At 69.8% G+C, this 19135-nt stretch carries 12 protein-coding genes and 2 pseudogenes; 2 read left to right on the top strand and 12 right to left on the bottom strand.

The window, feature by feature from the left end; all coding sequences use genetic code 11:
- Positions 1-230 (bottom strand): annotated as a pseudogene (locus CA983_RS07495) (IS982 family transposase); the annotation flags it as partial.
- 302 nt (positions 231-532) lie between these two features.
- Here CA983_RS07495 and purU point away from each other — a divergent pair.
- Positions 533-1405, top strand: coding sequence for a formyltetrahydrofolate deformylase (gene purU, locus CA983_RS07490; protein ID WP_086600084.1), 873 nt, complete (start codon positions 533-535; stop codon positions 1403-1405).
- Positions 1406-1514: 109 nt separating this feature from the next.
- Positions 1515-1671: pseudogene (locus CA983_RS47710) on the top strand (serine hydroxymethyltransferase); the annotation flags it as partial.
- A 239-nt stretch (positions 1672-1910) separates the two neighbouring features.
- Here CA983_RS47710 and CA983_RS07485 read toward each other — a convergent pair.
- The 11 genes from CA983_RS07485 to betA form a co-directional block, all read right to left on the bottom strand.
- Positions 1911-2513: a sarcosine oxidase subunit gamma gene (locus tag CA983_RS07485; protein ID WP_086600083.1), complete on the bottom strand. Its 603-nt coding sequence runs from the start codon at positions 2511-2513 to the stop codon at positions 1911-1913.
- A complete protein-coding gene (locus CA983_RS07480; RefSeq protein WP_086600082.1) occupies positions 2506-5766 on the bottom strand; it encodes a sarcosine oxidase subunit delta family protein in 3261 nt (1086 codons plus the stop codon). The genes CA983_RS07485 and CA983_RS07480 overlap by 8 nt, the downstream gene beginning before the upstream one ends.
- A gap of 28 nt (positions 5767-5794) precedes the next feature.
- Positions 5795-7027, bottom strand: a complete 1233-nt coding sequence (locus CA983_RS07475) for a sarcosine oxidase subunit beta family protein (protein WP_086600081.1) — start codon at positions 7025-7027, stop codon at positions 5795-5797.
- A 34-nt stretch (positions 7028-7061) separates the two neighbouring features.
- Positions 7062-7922: a bifunctional methylenetetrahydrofolate dehydrogenase/methenyltetrahydrofolate cyclohydrolase gene (locus CA983_RS07470; RefSeq protein WP_086600080.1), complete on the bottom strand. Its 861-nt coding sequence runs from the start codon at positions 7920-7922 to the stop codon at positions 7062-7064.
- A 37-nt stretch (positions 7923-7959) separates the two neighbouring features.
- The gene (locus tag CA983_RS07465) at positions 7960-10398 is read right to left on the bottom strand and encodes a GcvT family protein (protein WP_086600079.1); all 2439 of its coding nucleotides are present in this window, start codon (positions 10396-10398) and stop codon (positions 7960-7962) included.
- 283 nt (positions 10399-10681) lie between these two features.
- Positions 10682-11659 (bottom strand): ABC transporter substrate-binding protein, encoded by a 978-nt coding sequence (locus CA983_RS07460; RefSeq protein ID WP_086600078.1) that lies wholly within the window; start codon positions 11657-11659, stop codon positions 10682-10684.
- A 14-nt stretch (positions 11660-11673) separates the two neighbouring features.
- Entirely contained in the window at positions 11674-13683 is a 2010-nt protein-coding gene (locus CA983_RS07455; protein WP_086600077.1) for an ABC transporter permease, read from the bottom strand.
- Positions 13683-14768, bottom strand: coding sequence for a quaternary amine ABC transporter ATP-binding protein (locus CA983_RS07450; RefSeq protein ID WP_086600076.1), 1086 nt, complete (start codon positions 14766-14768; stop codon positions 13683-13685). The genes CA983_RS07455 and CA983_RS07450 overlap by 1 nt, the downstream gene beginning before the upstream one ends.
- A 20-nt stretch (positions 14769-14788) precedes the next feature.
- The gene (locus CA983_RS07445; protein ID WP_086600075.1) at positions 14789-16258 is read right to left on the bottom strand and encodes an aldehyde dehydrogenase family protein; all 1470 of its coding nucleotides are present in this window, start codon (positions 16256-16258) and stop codon (positions 14789-14791) included.
- Positions 16259-16490: 232 nt separating this feature from the next.
- Positions 16491-17327 (bottom strand): methylenetetrahydrofolate reductase, encoded by an 837-nt coding sequence (locus CA983_RS07440; protein ID WP_086600074.1) that lies wholly within the window; start codon positions 17325-17327, stop codon positions 16491-16493.
- Between the two features lie 3 nt (positions 17328-17330).
- Positions 17331-18998, bottom strand: coding sequence for a choline dehydrogenase (gene betA, locus CA983_RS07435; RefSeq protein ID WP_086600073.1), 1668 nt, complete (start codon positions 18996-18998; stop codon positions 17331-17333).
- Positions 18999-19135 lie beyond the last annotated feature (137 nt).

Genomic DNA, 19135 nt, shown 5'->3' with positions numbered 1-19135 from the left:
TTGTAGGCCGACTGCTGGGGCAGGTAGCGGAAGAGGTGGCCGAGCCGGGCGTGGGCGAAGCGGATCCAGTGCCGGGCGGAGGGAAAGCCGAGCAGGACCTGGGCGACCGCCAGGCACAGCAGTTCGGCGTCCGTGAGTTTCGGGGGTCGCCCGATCCGGCGACAAGGCGCCACGTGGTCGTCGATGAACACGTACAGTGCCGCCAGGAGGGCGTCCAGGTTTGTCTTCACACACTGACCAACGGGCGCCCTTCGCCATGGTCGCGACCAGCACACACATCGGACTCATTCATCTAGGGCCCTGCCCACCACGTCCTGCTCACGCGTTCGACTGCGGGACGGTGGTGCCCATGGTCCGGTCGATGCCAGGTGTTGTTGCTTATCGCGCTACGGATTTCCCCCTGCACAACATCACCCGGAAGGTCTGCCCGGCGGATTTCTGTCAGGACACACCCTTGACCGGATCTCCTCCCCCTTGGACTATGTTGCGTATTGCTCGCCTTGTTGCTCATTACGCACCGCTGGAGGATGCTGTGCCCCCTCGCCCCCGCCCCGGCCGCGAGTTCGTCCTCACCCTCTCCTGTCCCGACCGGGCCGGACTGGTCCACGCCGTCACTGGCTTCCTCGTCGAGCACTCCGGGAACATCCTGGAGAGCCAGCAGTTCGACGACCGGCTGCAGGACCGCTTCTTCATGCGTGTGCACTTCGACGTCTCCGACCCGGAGACGTCATTGGAACGCATGCGCGCAGGTTTCTCCTCGCTGGCAGAGACCTACCGGATCGACTGGCGGCTGTTCGACGCGGCCGCCCCGACCCGCACGCTGATCATGGTCTCCAAGTACGGCCACTGCCTGAACGACCTGCTGTTCCGCAAGAGCACCGGCGCCCTCAACATCGAGATACCGGCGATCGTCTCCAACCACCGGGACTTCGAGCCGCTCGCACAGAGCCAGGGCATCCCCTTCCACCACATCCCCGTCACACCGCAGACCAAGGCGGAGGCGGAGACCCGACTGCTGGAGCTGGTGGAGCGTTTGGAGATCGACCTCGTGGTCCTCGCCCGCTACATGCAGATCCTGTCGGACGACCTCTGCAAGCAGTTCGAAGGCCGGGCCATCAATATCCACCACTCCTTCCTCCCCAGCTTCAAGGGGGCCCGGCCCTACCTCCAGGCCCACCAGCGAGGGGTCAAGCTGGTGGGGGCCACAGCCCACTACGTCACCCCCGACCTGGACGAAGGGCCCATCATCGAGCAGGACGTCGTCCGCGTGGACCACTCCCACGACCCCGACCAGCTGGTCACCACGGGCCGGGACGTCGAGGCGCGTGTGCTGGCACGGGCCGTGCAATGGCACAGCGAGAGCCGCATCCTGCTCAACGGCCACCACACCGTGGTCTTCCGCTGAGGCCACCCCTACGTCTCCCCGCCGTCGCAGCCGCCGCCCGACAGCTCTCCCGAGGCGTACGGCCCACCCTCCACGCCAACATCCAGCAGTCCAGGAGATGATCGCCTCCGCCGAGGGCTACCCGGGACAGCGCTACTACGGCCGCTGCGAGCATCGACGTGGTCGAGCGGATCGCCGTCGACCGCCTCAAGGAGCTGTTCGGCGCCGAGTACGCCAACGTCCAGCCCCAGTCCGGCGCCTCCGCCGACCAGGCCGCCCTGTTTGCGTCCAGCCCGACACTCTGGTCCGCCGGGGAGTCACTGGAGATCCCTCTCGGCGGCGGACGCCGGCCATCACCATGCGGACACCCGCTGACGACTTCGCACCGGCGGCCGGTTTCCTGGTGAGTGAGGGCGTCCTCGGCCGGGCCGAGTAACTCAGAGCCGCGGCCCGTGTGTTCCGTATAGTCCTGGCACACCGAAGCTGTGCGAGCCGCTCGGCGGCTCACACAGCCGGGTCAGGTCGATCAGACGTATTCCGTCGCCGCGTCGAGCAGCCAGTCCGCCAGGTAACCGGCGAAGGACGAGCGGACCAGTACCCAGAATCCTGCCCTGGGTTCGTCGCGGGAGACCAGGACGACCTGGGTGCGGCCCAGTGTCGTCTGGGCGCAGCGCCCGGCCTCGAAGGCCCGTGGATGCAGGTCCAGCGGGCACCCGTGGGCCAGCAGGTCGCGTGCGCGCGAACCCGTCACGAGGAGTGTGGTGCGCTGGGCGGAGACGTCGGTGACCGAGACCGGCTCGTCCCCCGCGGCCTCCCGGATCCGGCTTTCCAGGCCCCGCTCGTTCCCCGGCGGCCCCACCAGCAGCCACTCGTCGGGACCGAGCCACAGCGCGGTCGATTCCCCCGCGCGCACGACGGTGTCGGGTTCGAGGGGCAGTTGGAGGCCCAGTGCCAGCCCGACGGCGTCCGCCGCCGCTCCCTTGGCGTCCAGGCGCACGTTCACCTGCGTCAGGAAGGGGAGTTCGGCCAGCCGGATCGCGCCCCGGGAGGCGCGAGTGGCGGCGGCCAGGCGGTCGGCGGCGTGCGCCAGGGGGCTGCGGGGCGGGGCGGCAAGGGCGGTGTCAGCCATCGCGACGGGCTCCCTCGGGGTCGTAGAGGACGGGGCTTGCGACAGTCACCGGAACCAGCCGGTCGCCGACGGGGGCGTACAGCCGCTCGCCGATGCGTTCCCGGCCGCCCTTGATCATGGCGAGCGCGAACGTCCGGCCGAGGGCCGCGCTGCGGTAACTGGAGGTGACGTGGCCGAGCATCGGGACGGGCGGCGCCGGCAGCACACTGTCGGCGACAAGCTGAGTGCCCTCCGGCAGGAAGGTGCCCGGGTCCTCGGGGAGCAGGCCGACCAGGTGCTTGCGGTCGGGGCGGGCGGTGTCCGCACGGGCGAAGGACCGCTTGCCGATGAAGTCCGGCTTCTTCTTCGACACCACCCAGTTCATGCCGAGATCGTGTGGGGTGACGGTGCCGTCGGTGTCCTGGCCGATGATCGGGTAGCCCTTCTCGGCCCGCAGGACGTGCATGGTCTCGGTGCCGTACGGGATGATGCCGTACGGGGCACCGGCCTCGTACAGCGCCTGCCACAGGGCGAGAGCCTGCCACGGTGACACGTTGATCTCGTAGGCCAGTTCGCCCGAGAAGCTGATCCGGCACACCCTGGCCTCGATGCCCGCGACGGCCGTCTCGCGCCACGCCATGAACGGGAAGTCCTCGCTTGCGACGGCCAGTCGGGGCGCGAGCGAGCCGAGGACCTCACGGGACTTGGGGCCGACCAGGGCGACGGTGGCCCACTGCTCGGTCACGGACGTGCAGTGGACCTTCAGCTCGGGCCACTCGGTCTGCAGCCACTCCTCCATCCAGTCCAGTACGGCCGCCGCGTTGCCGGTCGTGGTGGTGACCAGGAAGCGGTCGGGGGCGAGGCGGATGACGGTGCCGTCGTCGAAGACCATGCCGTCGGGGCGGCACATGACGCCGTAGCGGATCATGCCGACCTTCAGGGTGCTGATCATGTTGGTGTAGAGCAGATCGAGGAAGACGCCGGCGTCCGGGCCCTGGACATCGATCTTGCCGAGCGTGGAGGCGTCCATGAAGGCGACGCCCTCACGGGCGGCCGCGCACTCGCGCAGCACGGCGGCCTCCATGTCCTCACCGTCGCGCGGGTAGTACCAGGGGCGCTTCCACTGGCCGACGTTCTCGAACAGGGCGCCGTGCTCGACATGCCACTGGTGCAGGGCCGTCACCCGGATCGGGTCGTGCAGGGCGCCTCGGTCGCGGCCCGCGAGAGCGGCGAAGGAGACAGGGGTGTAGGGGGGACGGAACGTGGTCGTGCCGAGCGCCGAGATGTCCACGCCGAGCAGTTCGGCGACGACCCCGCCGGCCAGGACGCCGGAGGTCTTGCCCTGGTCGTTGGCGGTGCCGGCCGTGGTGTAGCGCTTGGTGTGCTCGACCGAGCGCATGCCGGCGCCGGTCGCGCGGGCCAGGTCGTCGACCGTGACGTCGCGTTGGAGGTCGACGAAACGGGGGGCGGCTTCGCGGCCGGGGACGGTGAAGACGTGCATGGCGGGCGTGTACGGCTGTGCGGCCGGCTTCGGCAGGGCGGGCGTCTCGGGGGTGTAGCCCTCGGCCTCGATCGCACGGGCGCCGGCGGCGGCGCCCTGCGCGAGGACGCCGCCCAGGTCGAGGACACCGCTCGCGCTGCCCGCCACCTCGACGGCCTGACGGCAGGTATCGGGGACGAAGGTGCCGAGCTCCTCGTCGTGGCGCAGCTTGCCGCCCGCCTGGCTGAACAGGTGCGCCACCGGATTCCAGCCGCCGGAGACCAGCAGCAGGTCGGCGGCGAACTCCCGCTGCCCGGCGGACTCCCCGTACGGGGCGACCGTCACGGCCGTGATCCGCGCGTCGCCCTCCGTGCCGGTGACGGCATGACCGGTCAGCACCTCGATGCCGGCCGCGCGCGCACGCTCGGCCCATTCCCCCGGCTCGGGGCGCGTGTCGACGACGGCCTGGACGGACACGCCTGCCGCGGCGAGTTCCAAGGCCGTTGGATAGGCGCTGTCGTTGGTGGTGAAGACGACCGCGTGGCGGCCGGGCAGGACGCCGTAACGGTTGACGTAGGTGTGGGCGGAGGCCGCCAGCATCACTCCGGGGCGGTCGTTGTCCGCGAAGGCCAGGGAGCGTTCGTGGGCGCCGGTGGCGAGGATGACGCGACGGGCACGGATGCGCCAGACGCGTTCGCGGGAGACGTTCTCGGGGGCTTGGGCGCCGAGGTGGTTGGTGCGGCGTTCGACGGCGAGCAGGTGGTTGTCGTCGTAGTGACCGAAGACGGTGGTGCGGCGGAGAACGCGTACCGCGGGGGCGGCGTCGAGCCGGGCGGCGGTCTCCTCGACCCAGTCGGGGAGTTCGGCCGTGCCGAGGAGGGTGCCGCCGAGTTCCGGCTGGTCGTCGGCGACGATGACACGGGCGCCGCTTGTCGCTGCCGCGGCCGCTGCGGCGAGGCCGGCCGGGCCGGCGCCGACGATCAGCAGATCGCAGTGGGCGTGTACGGCGTCGTAGCGGGCCGGGTCCGGTTCGGTGGCGAGGCGGCCCTGGCCGGGGAGGCTGGTCGCGACGAGGCCGTCGTAGAGCTCGACCGTGGTGGCCGGGAGCATGGGCTCGGGGAACGGGGCCTCGATCTGGATGACGGCGTTGGGTTCCTCGACGCCGGCCGAGAAGATGCCGCGTGGGCGGCCGAGCTTGATGCTGGTGCCGGCCTGGAGGACGCCGTTGGCGAGGAGGGCGGAGGCGAGGGTGTCGCCCCGGTATCCCTGGTATGCGGTGCCGTCGAAAGTGAAGGTGATCGGGGTGTCGCGGTGGATTCGGCCGCGGGTGGGGTGGCGGAACGGCTGGGTTGTTTCGCCCCCGCCGCCCCTACCCGTCCCATCCTCAAGGGGCTCCGCCCCTTCGACCCCGCTGGGGGCTGTGCCCCCAGACCCCCCTTCGGCCTGGACGGCCTCGTCCTCAAGCGCCGGACGGGCTGGATTCGCCGGACTCGGCTGAGAAGTCGCCGGACGCGACTCAACCGTTTCGGGGCGTTCCTCCCCCGCCCGGTACACCGTCAGGATCTCGTTCGTCGACGTGTCCCGCACCGCGTTGAACCAGCGGCGGCAGCCCGCCGCGTGGCTCCAGCGCTCGGCGAAGGGGCCTTTGGTGTTGTCACGGAAGAAGAGGTAGCGGGCCCACTCTTCGTCGCTGAGGGACGCCGGGTCCTCCGGATACGGCACGTGGGCCTGGCCACCGTAGTGGAACTCGGCCTCGTCGCGGGGCCCGCACCACGGGCATGGGATGAGCAGCATGGTTCGGCTCCCAGAGAGTCCGGTGATCCTAGTGGGCCACCGCGGCCGCGCCGTGCTCGTCGACGAGCGCGCCGGTGGTGAAACGGTCGAGCGAGAAGGGGGCGTTGAGCGGGTGAGGGGTGTCGTGGGCGATGGTGTGGGCGTAGACCCAGCCCACGCCCGGGGTGGCCTTGAAACCGCCCGTGCCCCAGCCGCAGTTGAGGTAGAGGTTGTCCACCGGGCTGAGGCCGACGATCGGTGAGGCGTCGGGGCTGACATCGACGATGCCGCCCCAGGTGCGCAGCACATGGGCGCGGGCGAAGACCGGGAACAGCTCCAGGGCCGCCGACATCTGCTCCTCGATGATGTGGAAGGCGCCCCGCTGGGTGTACGAGTTGTAGGCGTCGATGCCCGCGCCCATCACCAGCTCGCCCTTGTGCGCCTGGCTGACGTACACGTGAACCGCGTTGGACATCACAACCGTCGGGTGCACCGGCTCCAGCAGCTCCGACACCAGCGCCTGCAACGGGTGGCTCTGGAGGGGCAGTTCGATGCCCGCCATCGCGGCGAGGACCGAGGTGTGGCCCGCCGAGCACAGCGCCACCTTGCCCGCCGCGATCGGGCCGAGGTTCGTCCGGACTCCGACCACCCGGTTGCCGACCATCTCCAGGCCGGTGACCTCGCAGTTCTGGATGATGTCGATGCCCGCGGCGTCCGCCGAGCGGGCCAGACCCCAGGCGACGTGGTCGTGCTTGGCGATGCCGGCGCGCGGCTGGTAGGTGGCGCCCAGGACCGGGTAGCGCACGTCCGGAGACGTGTTGACGATCGGACAGACTTCCCTGACACCGTCCGCGTCGAGCCACTCGGCGTCCACGCCGTTGAGGCGGTTCGTCTCCACGCGGCGCACGCTGTCACGGACGTCCTGCAGGCTGTGCGCGAGGTTCAGCACACCACGCTGGGAGAAGAGAATCGGGTAGTCGAGCTCCTCCGCCAGCCCCTCCCACAGCTTGAGCGCGTGCTCGTAGATGCCGGCGCTCTCGTCCCACAGGTAGTTGGAGCGGATGATCGTGGTGTTGCGGGCCATGTTGCCGCCCGCGAGCCAGCCCTTCTCCAGGACGGCGACATTCGTGATGCCGTGGTTCTTCGCCAGGTAGTGGGCGGTGGCCAGACCGTGGCCGCCGCCGCCCACGATGACGACGTCGTAGGACCGCTTCGGCTCCGGGTTGCGCCACAACCAGTCGGGGTGCTCCGGGAGTTCGGCGCCGGGGGTGCGGGGGCTCATCGAACGCCTCCGGCCAGGGGGATGCTCAGCGTGTTCATGGAGTGTTCGCGTTCCTCTCGGCTGCCTCGACGACATTGGCCAGCAACATCGCCCGCGTCATGGGGCCCACTCCCCCGGGCATCGGCGCGAGCCATCCGGCGACCTGGGCGGCGTCCGGGTGGACATCGCCGACCAGCCCCTGACCGGTGCGGGTGATGCCGACATCCAGGACCGCCGCGCCAGGGCGCAGCATGTCCGGGGTGACCAGCCCGGGCGAGCCGGCGGCCGCGACGACGATGTCCGCCTCGCGCACGTGCCAGGCCAGGCCCCTGGTGGCGGTGTGGCACAGGGTGACGGTGGCGTTCTCGGACCTGCGGGTGAGCAGCAGGCCGATGGGACGTCCGACGGTGATGCCGCGGCCGATCACACACACCCGCGCTCCCGCGAGCGGCACCTCGTACCGGCGCAGCAGTTCGACGATGCCGTGCGGAGTGCAGGGCAGCGGCGCCTCGACGCCCAGGACGAGCCGGCCGAGATTGACGGGGTGCAGGCCGTCGGCGTCCTTGGCCGGGTCCATACGTTCCAGCACGGCGTTCGCGTCCAGATGGCGCGGGAGCGGGAGCTGGACGATGTAGCCGGTGCAGGCCGGGTCGGCGTTGAGCTCGTCGATCGTCTCCTCGACCTGCTGCTGGGAGGCGTCAGCGGGCAGGTCCCGGCGGATGGACGCGATGCCCACCTCGGCACAGTCGCGGTGCTTGCCGGCGACGTAGGCACGGCTGCCGGGGTCGTCTCCGACCAGGACGGTACCCAGTCCCGGCGGGCGGCCGACGGCAGCGGCCGACTTGGCCACGCGCTCGGCCAGCTCGCGGCGGATCTCGGCCGCGGTCGCCTTGCCGTCGAGCAGCTGTGCGTTCACCGACGGTGCTCCTTTCCCGTGGAGCCGACGCTGCGTGTCAGCCACGGAGGCGGGACATGGTGGGGTCGAACAGGGGCTCTTCGGCGACGACCGCCTCGACGCGCTGGTCGAAGTAGCCGATGTGCACGCTTCTGCCGGGGGCGGCCAGCTCCGTGGGAAGCCAGGCGTAGGCGATGCCCTTGCCGATCGTGTAGCCGTAGGCGGCGCTGGTGACGTAGCCGACCGCGCGGTCACCGTCGTAGACCGGCTCCTTGCCCAGGACGACCGACCGCGGGTCGTCGATCGTCAGGCAGGTCAGCTTCCGCCGTACGTCGGCCTTGCGGCGCTCCAGCGCGGCCTTGCCGATGAAGTCGTCCTTGTCAGGCTTGACGGCGAAGCCGACACCGGCCTCGTAGGGGTCGTGCTCGTAGGTCATGTCGGTGCCGAAGGAGCGGTAACCCTTCTCCAGACGGAGGCTGTTGAACGCGCCCCGTCCGGCCACGATGCCGCCCAGCGGCTCGGCCGCCCGCCACAGCGTGTCCCACAGCTTCCGGCCCAGGTCGGCGGTGGTGTACAGCTCCCAGCCGAGTTCACCGACGTAGCTCAGGCGCATGGCGGTGACGGGGACGGAGCCGATGTGGGCGCGCTTGGCGCGGAAGTACTTGAGGCCGTCGCCTGAGAAGTCCTCGTCCGTCAGCGGTTGCAGGACCGTGCGGGCCAGCGGCCCCCACAGGCCGATACAGCAGGTGCCGGGAGTGATGTCACGGACCTGGACCGTGCCGTCGGCCGGCAGGTGGCGGGTGAACCAGTCGAGATCCAGGTTGCCGTTGGCACCGACCTGGAAGACGTCGCGTGCCAGGCGGGCGACGGTGATGTCGCTGCGGATGCCGCCGTCGTGGTCGAGAAGCAGGGTGTACGTCACCGAGCCGACGGACTTGGCGACCTTGCCGGTGCACAGCCGCTCCAGGAAGGCCCCGGCACCCGGACCGCTGACCTCGAGCCGCTTGAGGGCCGTCATGTCGTACAGGGCGACGGTCTCGCGGGTCGTCTGCGCCTCGGCGCCGACGATGGGCGACCAGTACCGCGCGGCCCAGTCGTTCGGGGTCGGGATGGAACGGCCTGCCACCAGGCCCGCGTTGGCCTCGTACCACTGCGGGCGCTCCCAGCCGTTCGCCTCCAGGAAGAAGGCATCCAGCTCCTGCTGGCGGGCGTGGAAGGGGCTCGTGCGGATCGGGCGTGGGTCCCCCGACGGCTGGAGGGGGTGCAGGATGTCGTAGACCTCGACGAAGTTCTGGCAGTCGCGGGCCAGGACGTACTCCGGGGAGAGCTGGTGCGGCTCGAAGCGGTTGACGTCGCACTCGTGCAGGTCGAAGGACGAGCAGTAGCCGTCGACCAGCCACTCGGCCATCGCCCGCCCCACGCCGGCGGAGTGGGTGACCCACACGGCCTCGGCCACCCAGAAGCCCTTGACGTCCGGGGACTCGCCGAGCAGCGGGTTGCCGTCGGTGGTGAAGGAGAACAGGCCGTTGATGCCCTCCTCCACCTTCGCTTCCCTGGTCGCGGGGAGCAGGGACTGCGTCTCGGTCCAGGCGGGCTCGAAGTCCGCCTCGGTGAACTTCAGAACCGACGGCATGCCGTCGGCCTCGTCCACGGACAGGATGTCGTCGGCCGAGACCGGCATCGGGCGGTGGCCGTAGTAGCCGATGCCGATGCCGTCGAAGCGGTCGCGGTAGTAGAGGTCGGCGTCCTGGTGCCGCAGGATCGGGCGGACCGCCTCCTCGGTCTGGCCGGCGAGGGCCGGGACGGGGCCGGTCCAGGCGAGTTGGTGGGCGAGCGGGGTGAGCGGGAGGTTCATGCCGGCCATGCGGGCGATCCTGGGGCCCCAGATGCCGGCGCAGCACACGACGATGTCGGCGGGGATCTCGCCCTGGTCGGTCAGGACGCCGGTCACCTCGCCGTCGGCCCGGGTCACGTCGAGGACCTCGTGGCGGGCCAGGAAACGCACGCCACGCTCGGTGGCCCGGCGGATCTGCGCCTCGACGGCGAGGACGGCCTTGGCGAGGCCGTCGGTCGGGACGAGGAGGCCGCCGAGCACCTTGTCGCGGTCGACCAGCGGGTGCAGCTCGACGCACTCGGCGGGGGTGAGGATCCGGGACTCGATGCCCCAGGCGGTGATCCAGCCGTGGCGGCGGTGCAGTTCCGCCAGGCGCTCCGGGCCGGTCGCCACCTCCAGCCCGCCGACCTGCAGGAAGCAGGGCTCGCCGTCGACGTCGAGCGAGCAGAACTTCTCGACGGTGTAGCGGGCCAGCTCGGTCATGGTCTTGGAGGCGTTCGTCTGGAAGACCAGGCCCGGGGCGTGGGACGACGAGCCGCCGGTGGCGGGGAGCGGGCCCTGGTCGACCACGGTCACGTCGGTCCAGCCGCGCACGGAGATCTCGTCCGCGAGTGCCGCGCCGACGACCCCCGCTCCGATGATGACCACTCGGGGTCCCGCCATCGCCGCACCTCCGGTTTGATAACCAGTCGAGCCGATCCAGTTGCTGCCTACGCAACATGCTTCAGGTTGCGCAACTCAATGTGCCTGGCCGACAGGTGGGTGTCAAGAGGGTCCGTGACGTCGGAGAACAGCCCGGAGCACGGGTGGAAACGAAGGCCGGAACACGGCAGTGCCCGGTGGGCGGAGCGCACCTGCGCACTCCGCCCACCGGGCACGTCCGACCAGCTTCCGGGGTCGGCTTCCGGGTTCGGTTTCCGACCGTTTCCGGGTTCGGTTTCCGGTGCTACTTGATCCAGGCCTCCACCTTCGCGCGGTTGGCCTCGACCCACTTCTTCGCCGCCGCCTCGGGGGTCATCTTGTCCACCGCGATGTACTTAGCCACGGTGTTCTGGTCCTCGTTCGTCCAGGTGAAGTTCTTCACCAGGTCATAGGCCGGGCTGCCCGACTTGGCGAACTTCGCGCTGACGATCTTGTCCAGCTTGTACACGGGGTAGTCGCAGGCGACCTTCTCGGTGTCGGCGTCACAACCGGTCTTGTACTCCGGCAGCTTGACCTTCACCAGCGGGACCTCGGACATGAACCACTGCGGCTCGTAGAAGTAGCCGATCACCCATTGCTTGTCCTTCTCCGCCTTGCGGAAGGCCTGGATGAGCGCGGTCTCGCTGCCCGCGTACACCACCTTGAAGTCCAGCTTCAGGTTCTTCACCAGCGCCGCGTCGTTGGTCACGAACGACGGGTCACCGTCGAGGAGCTGGCCCTTGCCGCCCGACTCGGACGTCCTGAACTTGTCGGCGTACTTGTTGAGGTTCTTCCAGTCGGTGATGTCCGGGTGCGCCTTGGCCAGCCACGGCGGCACGTACCAGCCGATGAGGCCTTCGTTGCCGGTCGGGCCCGCGTCGACGGCGGTCTTCTGGTCGGTGATGTACTTCTTCTTCAGGTCGTCATGGCCCCAGTTCTCGACGACGGCGTCGACCTCGCCGGTCCCGAAACCCTGCCAGGCGATCTCCTCCTTCAGATCCTTCTGGCTGACCTTGCAGCCGAGGTCCTGCTCCGCGACGTACGCGAGGACCGCCGCGTTCGCCTCGTAGCCCACCCACGGGTTGACCGCGAGGTTGAAGGTGCCGCACTTCCCGGAACTGCCCGAGCCACCGGCGTCCGAGGAGCTGTCACCGACCTTCGCACCGCCGCAGGCGGTGAGGCCGAGGCCGAGGACCGCTATGCCGGCCGCGGCTGTTCTCCACTGTCTTGCTTGCCCTGCCATCGTCAGTTGCTCCTTTACGCGCTCACGCGCCGTGCCGCTGCCTGAGTGATCCGGTCGAACATGACTCCGAGAAGGACGATGGCCAGCCCTGCGGCGAGCCCCTTCCCGTACAACTGCCCCTGTGAGAATCCGGCCACGACGTCGTAGCCGAGGGCGCCCGCGCCGACCAGGCCGCCCACCACGACCATCGACAGCACGTAGATCAGGCCCTGGTTGGTCGCGAGCGTCAGGGCGCCGCGTGCCATCGGCAGCTGGACCTTGGTGATGAGCTGCCAGGTGTTGCATCCGGCGGACGTGGCCGCCTCCACGGTGGCCGCCGGCACGGCCCGGACACCGTCCGCGATGATCTTCACGGCGACCGGCGACGCGTAGACGATCGCGGCGACGATGGCCGTGAAGCGGGTCGCGCCGAACAGCGCGAGGAACGGAACGAGATAGACGAACGGCGGCATGACCTGCGCCGCGTCCAGGGTGGGCCGCAGGATTCGGTCCACGAGCAGGCTGCGCCCCATCCACACCCCGAAGACGACGCCGAGCGCCATCACCAGCACCGTGGCGACGACGGTCGACGCCAGCGTCGTCATGGCGTCCGACCACACGCCGGTACCGACCAGCAGTCCTACGCACACGGCCGCCGTGACTCCGGCGCGCCGGCCGCCGAGGACCGTGCCGAGGCCGACCAGCGCCGCGCCGACGAGCCACCACGGGGAGTCGGTGAGCAGTGTCTGGAACGGGTTGAGCAGGCCGTTGGTGAGGACGTCGCGGAAGGTGTTGGTCAGGCCCGACAGATTGTCCTGCGCCCAGGTCGTGGCGGTGTCGGCACCCCTCGCGATGGAGCTGCCGACGCCGGCCTCGCCGGGAAACTCCGCCGCCCATACATAGGTGTGCGACATGTACACCAGCACTGCCGTGACCACCGCTCCCGCCCCCAGCAGCGGCCGCCGCCACTTGAGGAAGCGGCTGCCGGAGCGCCGGGCGGTCTCCTCGCGTGCGCTGGCGGCGGTGGTGACCCGGTCCAGCACGATGGCCATGACGACGATGGCCAGCCCCGCGTTGAACGCCGTGCCGACGTCGAGGGACTGGAGGGCCTGGATGACGGTCTTGCCGAGTCCGGGCGCGTCGATCAGGGCGGCGATGGTCACCATGGCCAGGGCGGCCATGATGGTCTGGTTGACGCCCATCACCACGGTCCGCTTGGACATCGGCAGCAGAACCTTGACCAGGGACTGCCGCCGTGTGGCGCCCAGCGAGTCGGCCGCCTCCACCGTCGTCTCCGGTACGGAACGGATGGCGTGTGCGGTGATGCGGATCGCCGGCGGCGCCGCGTAGATCATGGTCGCGATGGTGGCGGAGGCCGGGCCGATGAGGAAGAACAGGGTCAGTGGGGCCAGATAGACGAAGGTCGGCATCGTCTGCATGAAGTCCAGGAACGGCGTCACGATCCGGTTGAACCGGTCGGACAGCCCCGCCCACACGCCCAGCGGGATGGCGAACAGCAGCGCCACGAACACCGCGGAGAGCGTGAGCGCCAGGGTGTCCATGCTCTCCTGCCACAGCCCCTGCAACCCCATGAAGGTGAAGCCCGCGACGGCCAGGAGGGCGACCCGCCAGTTGCCCACCGCCCAGGAGACGAAGCCCGCGATGCCGACGACGCCGAGCCAGCCGATCTGCGGGAGGGGGCGGCCCGCGAAGGGCTGTGAGATCAGTTCCTGGACGAAGGTCACCAGGGTGTCGATGACGAGACGGATCTCGTTGAAAAAGTAGAGGAAGAGCGGGTTGGAGTTGCGGTTGGCGCCGATGGAGTCGTTGGCGTCGTTGAACCACCGGTGCAGATCCGTGAGGTCCGCCGCCGCCAGATCAAGCGTCTGTTTGCCGCGCAGCACGGCGAAGAGCAGCACCCAGACGACCAGGATCGCGGCGACGACCGTACGCCTGCTGACCCTGCGTACGGCCACGGCGGGTCCGTCGGGCCCGGTGGGCTCAGGTTTCTCCGTCTTCTCGGGCTTCTCCATCGCGACGGTCATCACATGTCGCCTTCCTGGCCGGCGACCACCGCGAGGATCTCGTCGTCGCCGACGATGCCGAGCAGCTTGCCGTTCTCGACGACCTTGACCGGCTTGTCGGCCGCCAGCACCGCCCGGGTGGCTTCCCGCACCACGACGTCGGGTCCCATCTCGGGACCGTCCAGGGCGTCGCCGTCCTTGAGCGGCCGCATGATCCACCGCAGGGTGAGCACGTCGCCGCGCGGCACGTCCTTGACGAAGTCGCGTACGTAGTCGTCGGCCGGGGCGCCGACGAGTTCGTCGCCGGTGCCGCACTGGACCATCTTGCCGTCGCGCATGATGAGGATGCGGTCGCCCAGCTTGAGAGCCTCGGAGAGGTCGTGGGTGATGAAGACCATGGTCTTGCCGACCTCGTGGTGCAGGCGGATGACCTCGTTCTGCATGTCACGGCGGATCAGCGGGTCGAGCGCGGAGAACGGCTCGTCGAAGAAGAGCACGTCGGGATTGCCGGCCAGCGCACGGGCGAGGCCGACGCGCTGCTGCATACCACCGGACAGCTGGTCGGGGAAGGAGTTCTCATAGCCCGAGAGGCCGACCAGTTCGACGACCTCCAGGGCTCGCTCGGTGCGCTCCGCCCGGCCCATGCCGCGGATCTCCAGACCGAACGACACGTTGTCGACGACGCGGCGGTGCGGCAGCAGCCCGAAGTGCTGGAACACCATGGAGAACTTGCTGCGCCGCAGCTCGCGCAGCCGCTTGTCGTCCGCTTCACGGATGTCCTCGCCCTCGAAGACGATCTCACCCGCGGTGGGTTCGATGAGCCGGGTCAGACATCGCACCAGCGTGGACTTGCCGGAGCCCGACAGGCCCATGACGACGAACACCTCGCCGGGCGAGACGTCGAAATGGACGTCGCGTACGGCCGCGGTGCATCCTGTGCGGTCCATGAGCTCACGGCGGGAGAGGCCGCGCAGTTCCTCGGAGTCCGGGACCTGGTCGGCCTTCGGTCCGAACACCTTCCACAGCCGGCGCACGGATATGACCGGGGTGGACTCCGAGTCCCGGGGCGTGCCGCGCCGCTGCGACACCTCGGTCTGTGTGGTCACGTTCGGCCTTCTTTCGGCGTTCAGCCGCGGAACCAGCGCTGCGGCCGGGGTTGGATGTTCTGCCAGATGTGTTTGGGCTCTCGGTACTCGTCCAGGCCGGCCCGCCCCAGCTCCCGGCCCACACCCGAATGTCCGAAGCCGCCCCATTCCGCCTGCGGCACATAGGGGTGGTAGTCGTTGATCCACACCGTGCCGTGGCGCAGCCGCCGGGCGACCCGCTGGGCCTTGCCGGCGTCCTGTGTCCACACGGCTCCGGCGAGTCCGTACTCGGTGTCGTTGGCGATGCGCACGGCGTCGTCCTCGTCGGTGAAGCGCTCGACGGTGAGGACGGGGCCGAAGGACTCCTCGTGGACCACGCGCATGTCCTGCCGGCACTCGTCGAGCACGGTCGGCGGGTAGTAGTAGCCGGCCGCGAGGGCCGGGTCCTCGGGCCGCTCGCCGCCGCAGCGCAGCACGGCGCCCTCGGCGAGGCCGGCGGCGACGTAGGCCTCGACCTTCGCCAGGTGCTGCGCGGAGATCAGCGCCCCGGTGTCGGCCTCGGGGGCGAAGGGGCCGCCGAGCCGGATCCGCCGGGCGCGCCGGACGACCTCCTCGACGAAGCGGTCGTGCAGAGAATCCTCGACGATCAGCCGTGCGCCCGCCGAGCAGACCTGACCTGAATGCAGAAAGACGGCCGTGAGGGCGAAGTCCACGGCCGTCTCGAAATCGGCGTCGGCGAATACGACGTTGGGGTTCTTGCCGCCGAGCTCCAGCGCGACCTTCTTCACGGTCGCGGCGGCGGTGGCCATGATCCGTTTCCCGGTCTCCAGACCGCCGGTGAAGGAGACCATGTCCACAGCCGGGTCCTCGGCGAGCGGTGCGCCCACCTCGGGTCCGCTGCCCAGGACGAGATTGGCGGCGCCGGCCGGGAGCCCCGCCTCCTCAAGTGCCCTCATCAGCAGGATCGACGTGGAAGGGGTGAGCTCACTGGGCTTGAGGACGAAGGTGTTACCGGCGAGAAGGGCGGGGGCGACCTTCCAGGACGCCTGGAGCAACGGGTAGTTCCAGGGAGTGATCAGCGCGCAGACGCCGACCGGCTCGTACACGACGCGGCTGACGGCGTCGTCCCGGCCTGTGTCGATCACGTGCCCGGCGTCGGTGCCGCCGAGCCCTCCGTAGTACCGGAAGCAGGAGACGACGTCGGCGATGTCGTACTCGCTCTCCACCAGCCGCTTGCCGGTGTCCAGCGACTCCGCGCGGGCGAACTCCTTGGCATCGCGCTCGATGATGTCGGCCGTCCGCAGCAGCAGCGCCCCGCGCTCCCGCTCGGAAGTGCGCGGCCAGGGTCCCTCGTCGAAGGCGTGGCGGGCCGCGCTGATCGCCGCCTCCGCGTCGGGGCGGGTCCCCTCGGAGACGGTCGCGGTCAGCGCGCCGTCAGCCGGACAGCGGATCTCCCGGCGTCCGCCGGCCACCGGATCCCGCCATTCACCTGCCACGTACAGGTCTGCCACGGGCCAAGCCCTTCAGCCGGAGTACGTTGCGCATCGCGCATTCGATTGCTTGTGATGGAACACCCTGGCGAATGTCCAGACAGACGTCAAGAGGTTGGTTCGTGACGATTGCACATGGGCCACCAGCCTTTTTCCCGATTGGAAAAATCCGCGTTACCTGTTCAGCCGATCTTCCACCGGTACGGCCGGGCGGGACGCGAAGGCACGGACCCCGCCCGTCCGGCGCCCGCTCTCACGCCCCGAGACGATCCAGCAGCGCGCGGCGCCACCGCTCCGTTTCGGCGATCTGGTTGAAGGTGAACAGGTGCAGGCCCGCCACCTTCGCCGCCGGCGAGGTGAGTTCCGCGACCGCGGGCGTGAGCAGCCGCTCGGGTGAGTAGCCGCCGGGCGTGGCGAACCGCAGGAACCACGAGGGGTGCCTCGCCAGGAAGCGCGTCGACTCCCCCACTCCGATCCTGGTCGCCATCGCGAGCAGTTTCGCCCGCTGCACGGGCCCCGCGACGCCCACGTGCACCGGCAGGGACACATCCCGGCGTCGTATACAAACGATCCACCGCCCCAGCACGCGCGGGTCGAAGCAGAGGTTGCTCACGATGTACGTGGCGTGCTCGCGCTTGTCCCACATCGCCTGGACGGTGACGTCGTCGTGGATGAGCGGGTGACTCTCGGGATAGCCGGTGACGCCGACCCGGGTGAAGGGCCGGCCCAGCTCGGTCAGCCGGCGCAGCACCGGCAGCGCCCCGGCGTAGGCCCCGGCCGGAGGGTCGGCGTCGCCGGCCGGGACGAAGACGTCGTCCACACCGGCCGCACGGAGCCGGTCGACGACCTCCTTCAGGTGTGCGTCGTCCCGCAGCAGCCGCGCCGGCACGTGCGGGACGACCCGATAGCCGTGTCCCGCGAGCCGGCCGGTGAGATCGAGGGTCGGCTCCAGGCCCCTGACCGGCGACGCCGTCACGGTGACGACGACATCGCGCGGGACATGGGCGAGGACCTTGTCCTCGGTCGGCTTCGCGGGCAGCACCTCGTAGCGGACGCTGTCCAGCAGCGCCCTCAGCCCTGCGGCGCCCAACGTCTACCCGTCCTGCTTCTGGGCGTCACGGTGGCGGTAGTAGGCGGCCTTCGACGGCGCGAGCGGCTCGTTGCCGAGGATCAGGTCGGCGGCCTTCTCGGCGATCATCATCACCGGCGCGTAGATGTTGCCGTTGGTGACGTACGGCATCACCGACGCGTCCACCACTCGCAGGCCCTCCAGGCCGTGCACCCGCATGTCGGCCGGGTCGACGACCGACATCTCGTCGGTGCCCATCTTGCAGGTGCACGACGGGTGCAGGGCGGTCTCGCCCTCCTCGGCGACCCAGGCGAGGATCTCCTCGTCCGTCTCCACCGCGGGCCCGGGCGACACCTCCCCGCCGTTGTAGGGGGCGAGCGCGGGCTGGCCGAGGAGCGTGCGGGCCACCCGGACGGCCTCGACCCACTCGCGGCGGTCCTGCTCGGTGGACAGGTAGTTGAAGCGCAGCGCCGGGTGCTCGCGCGGGTCCCTGCTCCGGATCTTCACCGAGCCGACGGCGTCGGAGTACATGGGCCCGACGTGCACCTGGTAGCCGTGGTCCCCGGCGGGCGAGGAGCCGTCGTAGCGCACCGCGACCGGCAGGAAGTGGAACATGAGGTTGGGATACTCGACGTCCTCGTTGCTCCGGGCGAAACCACCTGCCTCGAAGTGGTTGGTCGCCGCCGGGCCCTTGCGGAAGAGCCACTGCAGCCCGATGAAGGGAGCGCGCCACTTCGCCATGTACGGCTGCATGGAGACCGGCTGCTTGCAGGCGTACTGGACGTAGACCTCCAGATGGTCCTGCATGTTCTCGCCCACGCCCGGCAGATCCTGGACGACGTCGATGCCGTGGGTCCTCAGCTCCTCGGCGTTGCCCACGCCGGACAGCTGCAGCAGTTGCGGGGAGTTGATGGCGCCGCCGCAGAGGATGACTTCCTTGGCGCGGACCTGCTCTAGGGCGCCCCGGCCACGCCGGAACTCGACGCCGACGGCGCGCTTACCCTCGAAGAGGACGCGCGTGACGAGGGCGCGGGTCGTGACGGTGAGGTTCGGCCGTTTCATCGCGGGCCTGAGGTACGCCTTCGAGGCCGACAGCCGCCGTCCGCGGTGGACGTTGCGGTCGAACTTGGCGAAGCCTTCCTGCCGGTAGCCGTTGACGTCGTCGGTGGGGGCGTAGCCCGCCTCCTGGGTGGCCTGGAGGAAGGCGGTGAACAACGGGTTGGTGGCCGGGCCGCGCTCCAGGACGAGAGGGCCGTCGTGGCCGCGGAACTCGTCGTCGGGGTCGGCCGCGAGACAGTTCTCCATCCGCCGGAAGTACGGCAGACAGTGCGCGTAGTCCCAGTTCTCCATCCCGGGGTCGGCCGCCCAGCGCTCGTAGTCCATGGGGTTGCCGCGCTGGAAGATCATGCCGTTGATGCTGCTGGAGCCGCCCAGCACCTTGCCCCGCGCGTGGTAGATGCGCCGGCCACCCATGTGGGGTTCGGGCTCGGACTCGTACTTCCAGTCATAGAACCGGCTGCCGATCGGGTAGGTCAGCGCCGCGGGCATGTGGATGAAGACATCCCACGGATAGTCCGACCGGCCGGCTTCCAGGACCAGCACCCGGTTCGCCGGGTCCGCGGAGAGTCTGTTCGCCAGTGCGCTGCCGGCCGAACCGCCACCGACGATGACGAAGTCGTACAAGGGAGCCATGGTGCCTCGTCTCGCTCGCGCCGTAGGTACGCGAGGCATGCTAACGACAGTAGCGCTATATGCACCAGGTTGCGGCTCGCGCAACTTCCGGTGAGCTTGACGTGATCACGGTTACTTGGCGTGGCGTTGTTTACTGA

Source organism: Streptomyces swartbergensis (assembly GCF_002148965.1).
GTDB lineage: Bacteria > Actinomycetota > Actinomycetes > Streptomycetales > Streptomycetaceae > Streptomyces > Streptomyces swartbergensis.
The sequence above is the reverse complement of the archived record's forward strand: the minus strand, read 5'-3'. Positions and strand labels throughout refer to the sequence as shown.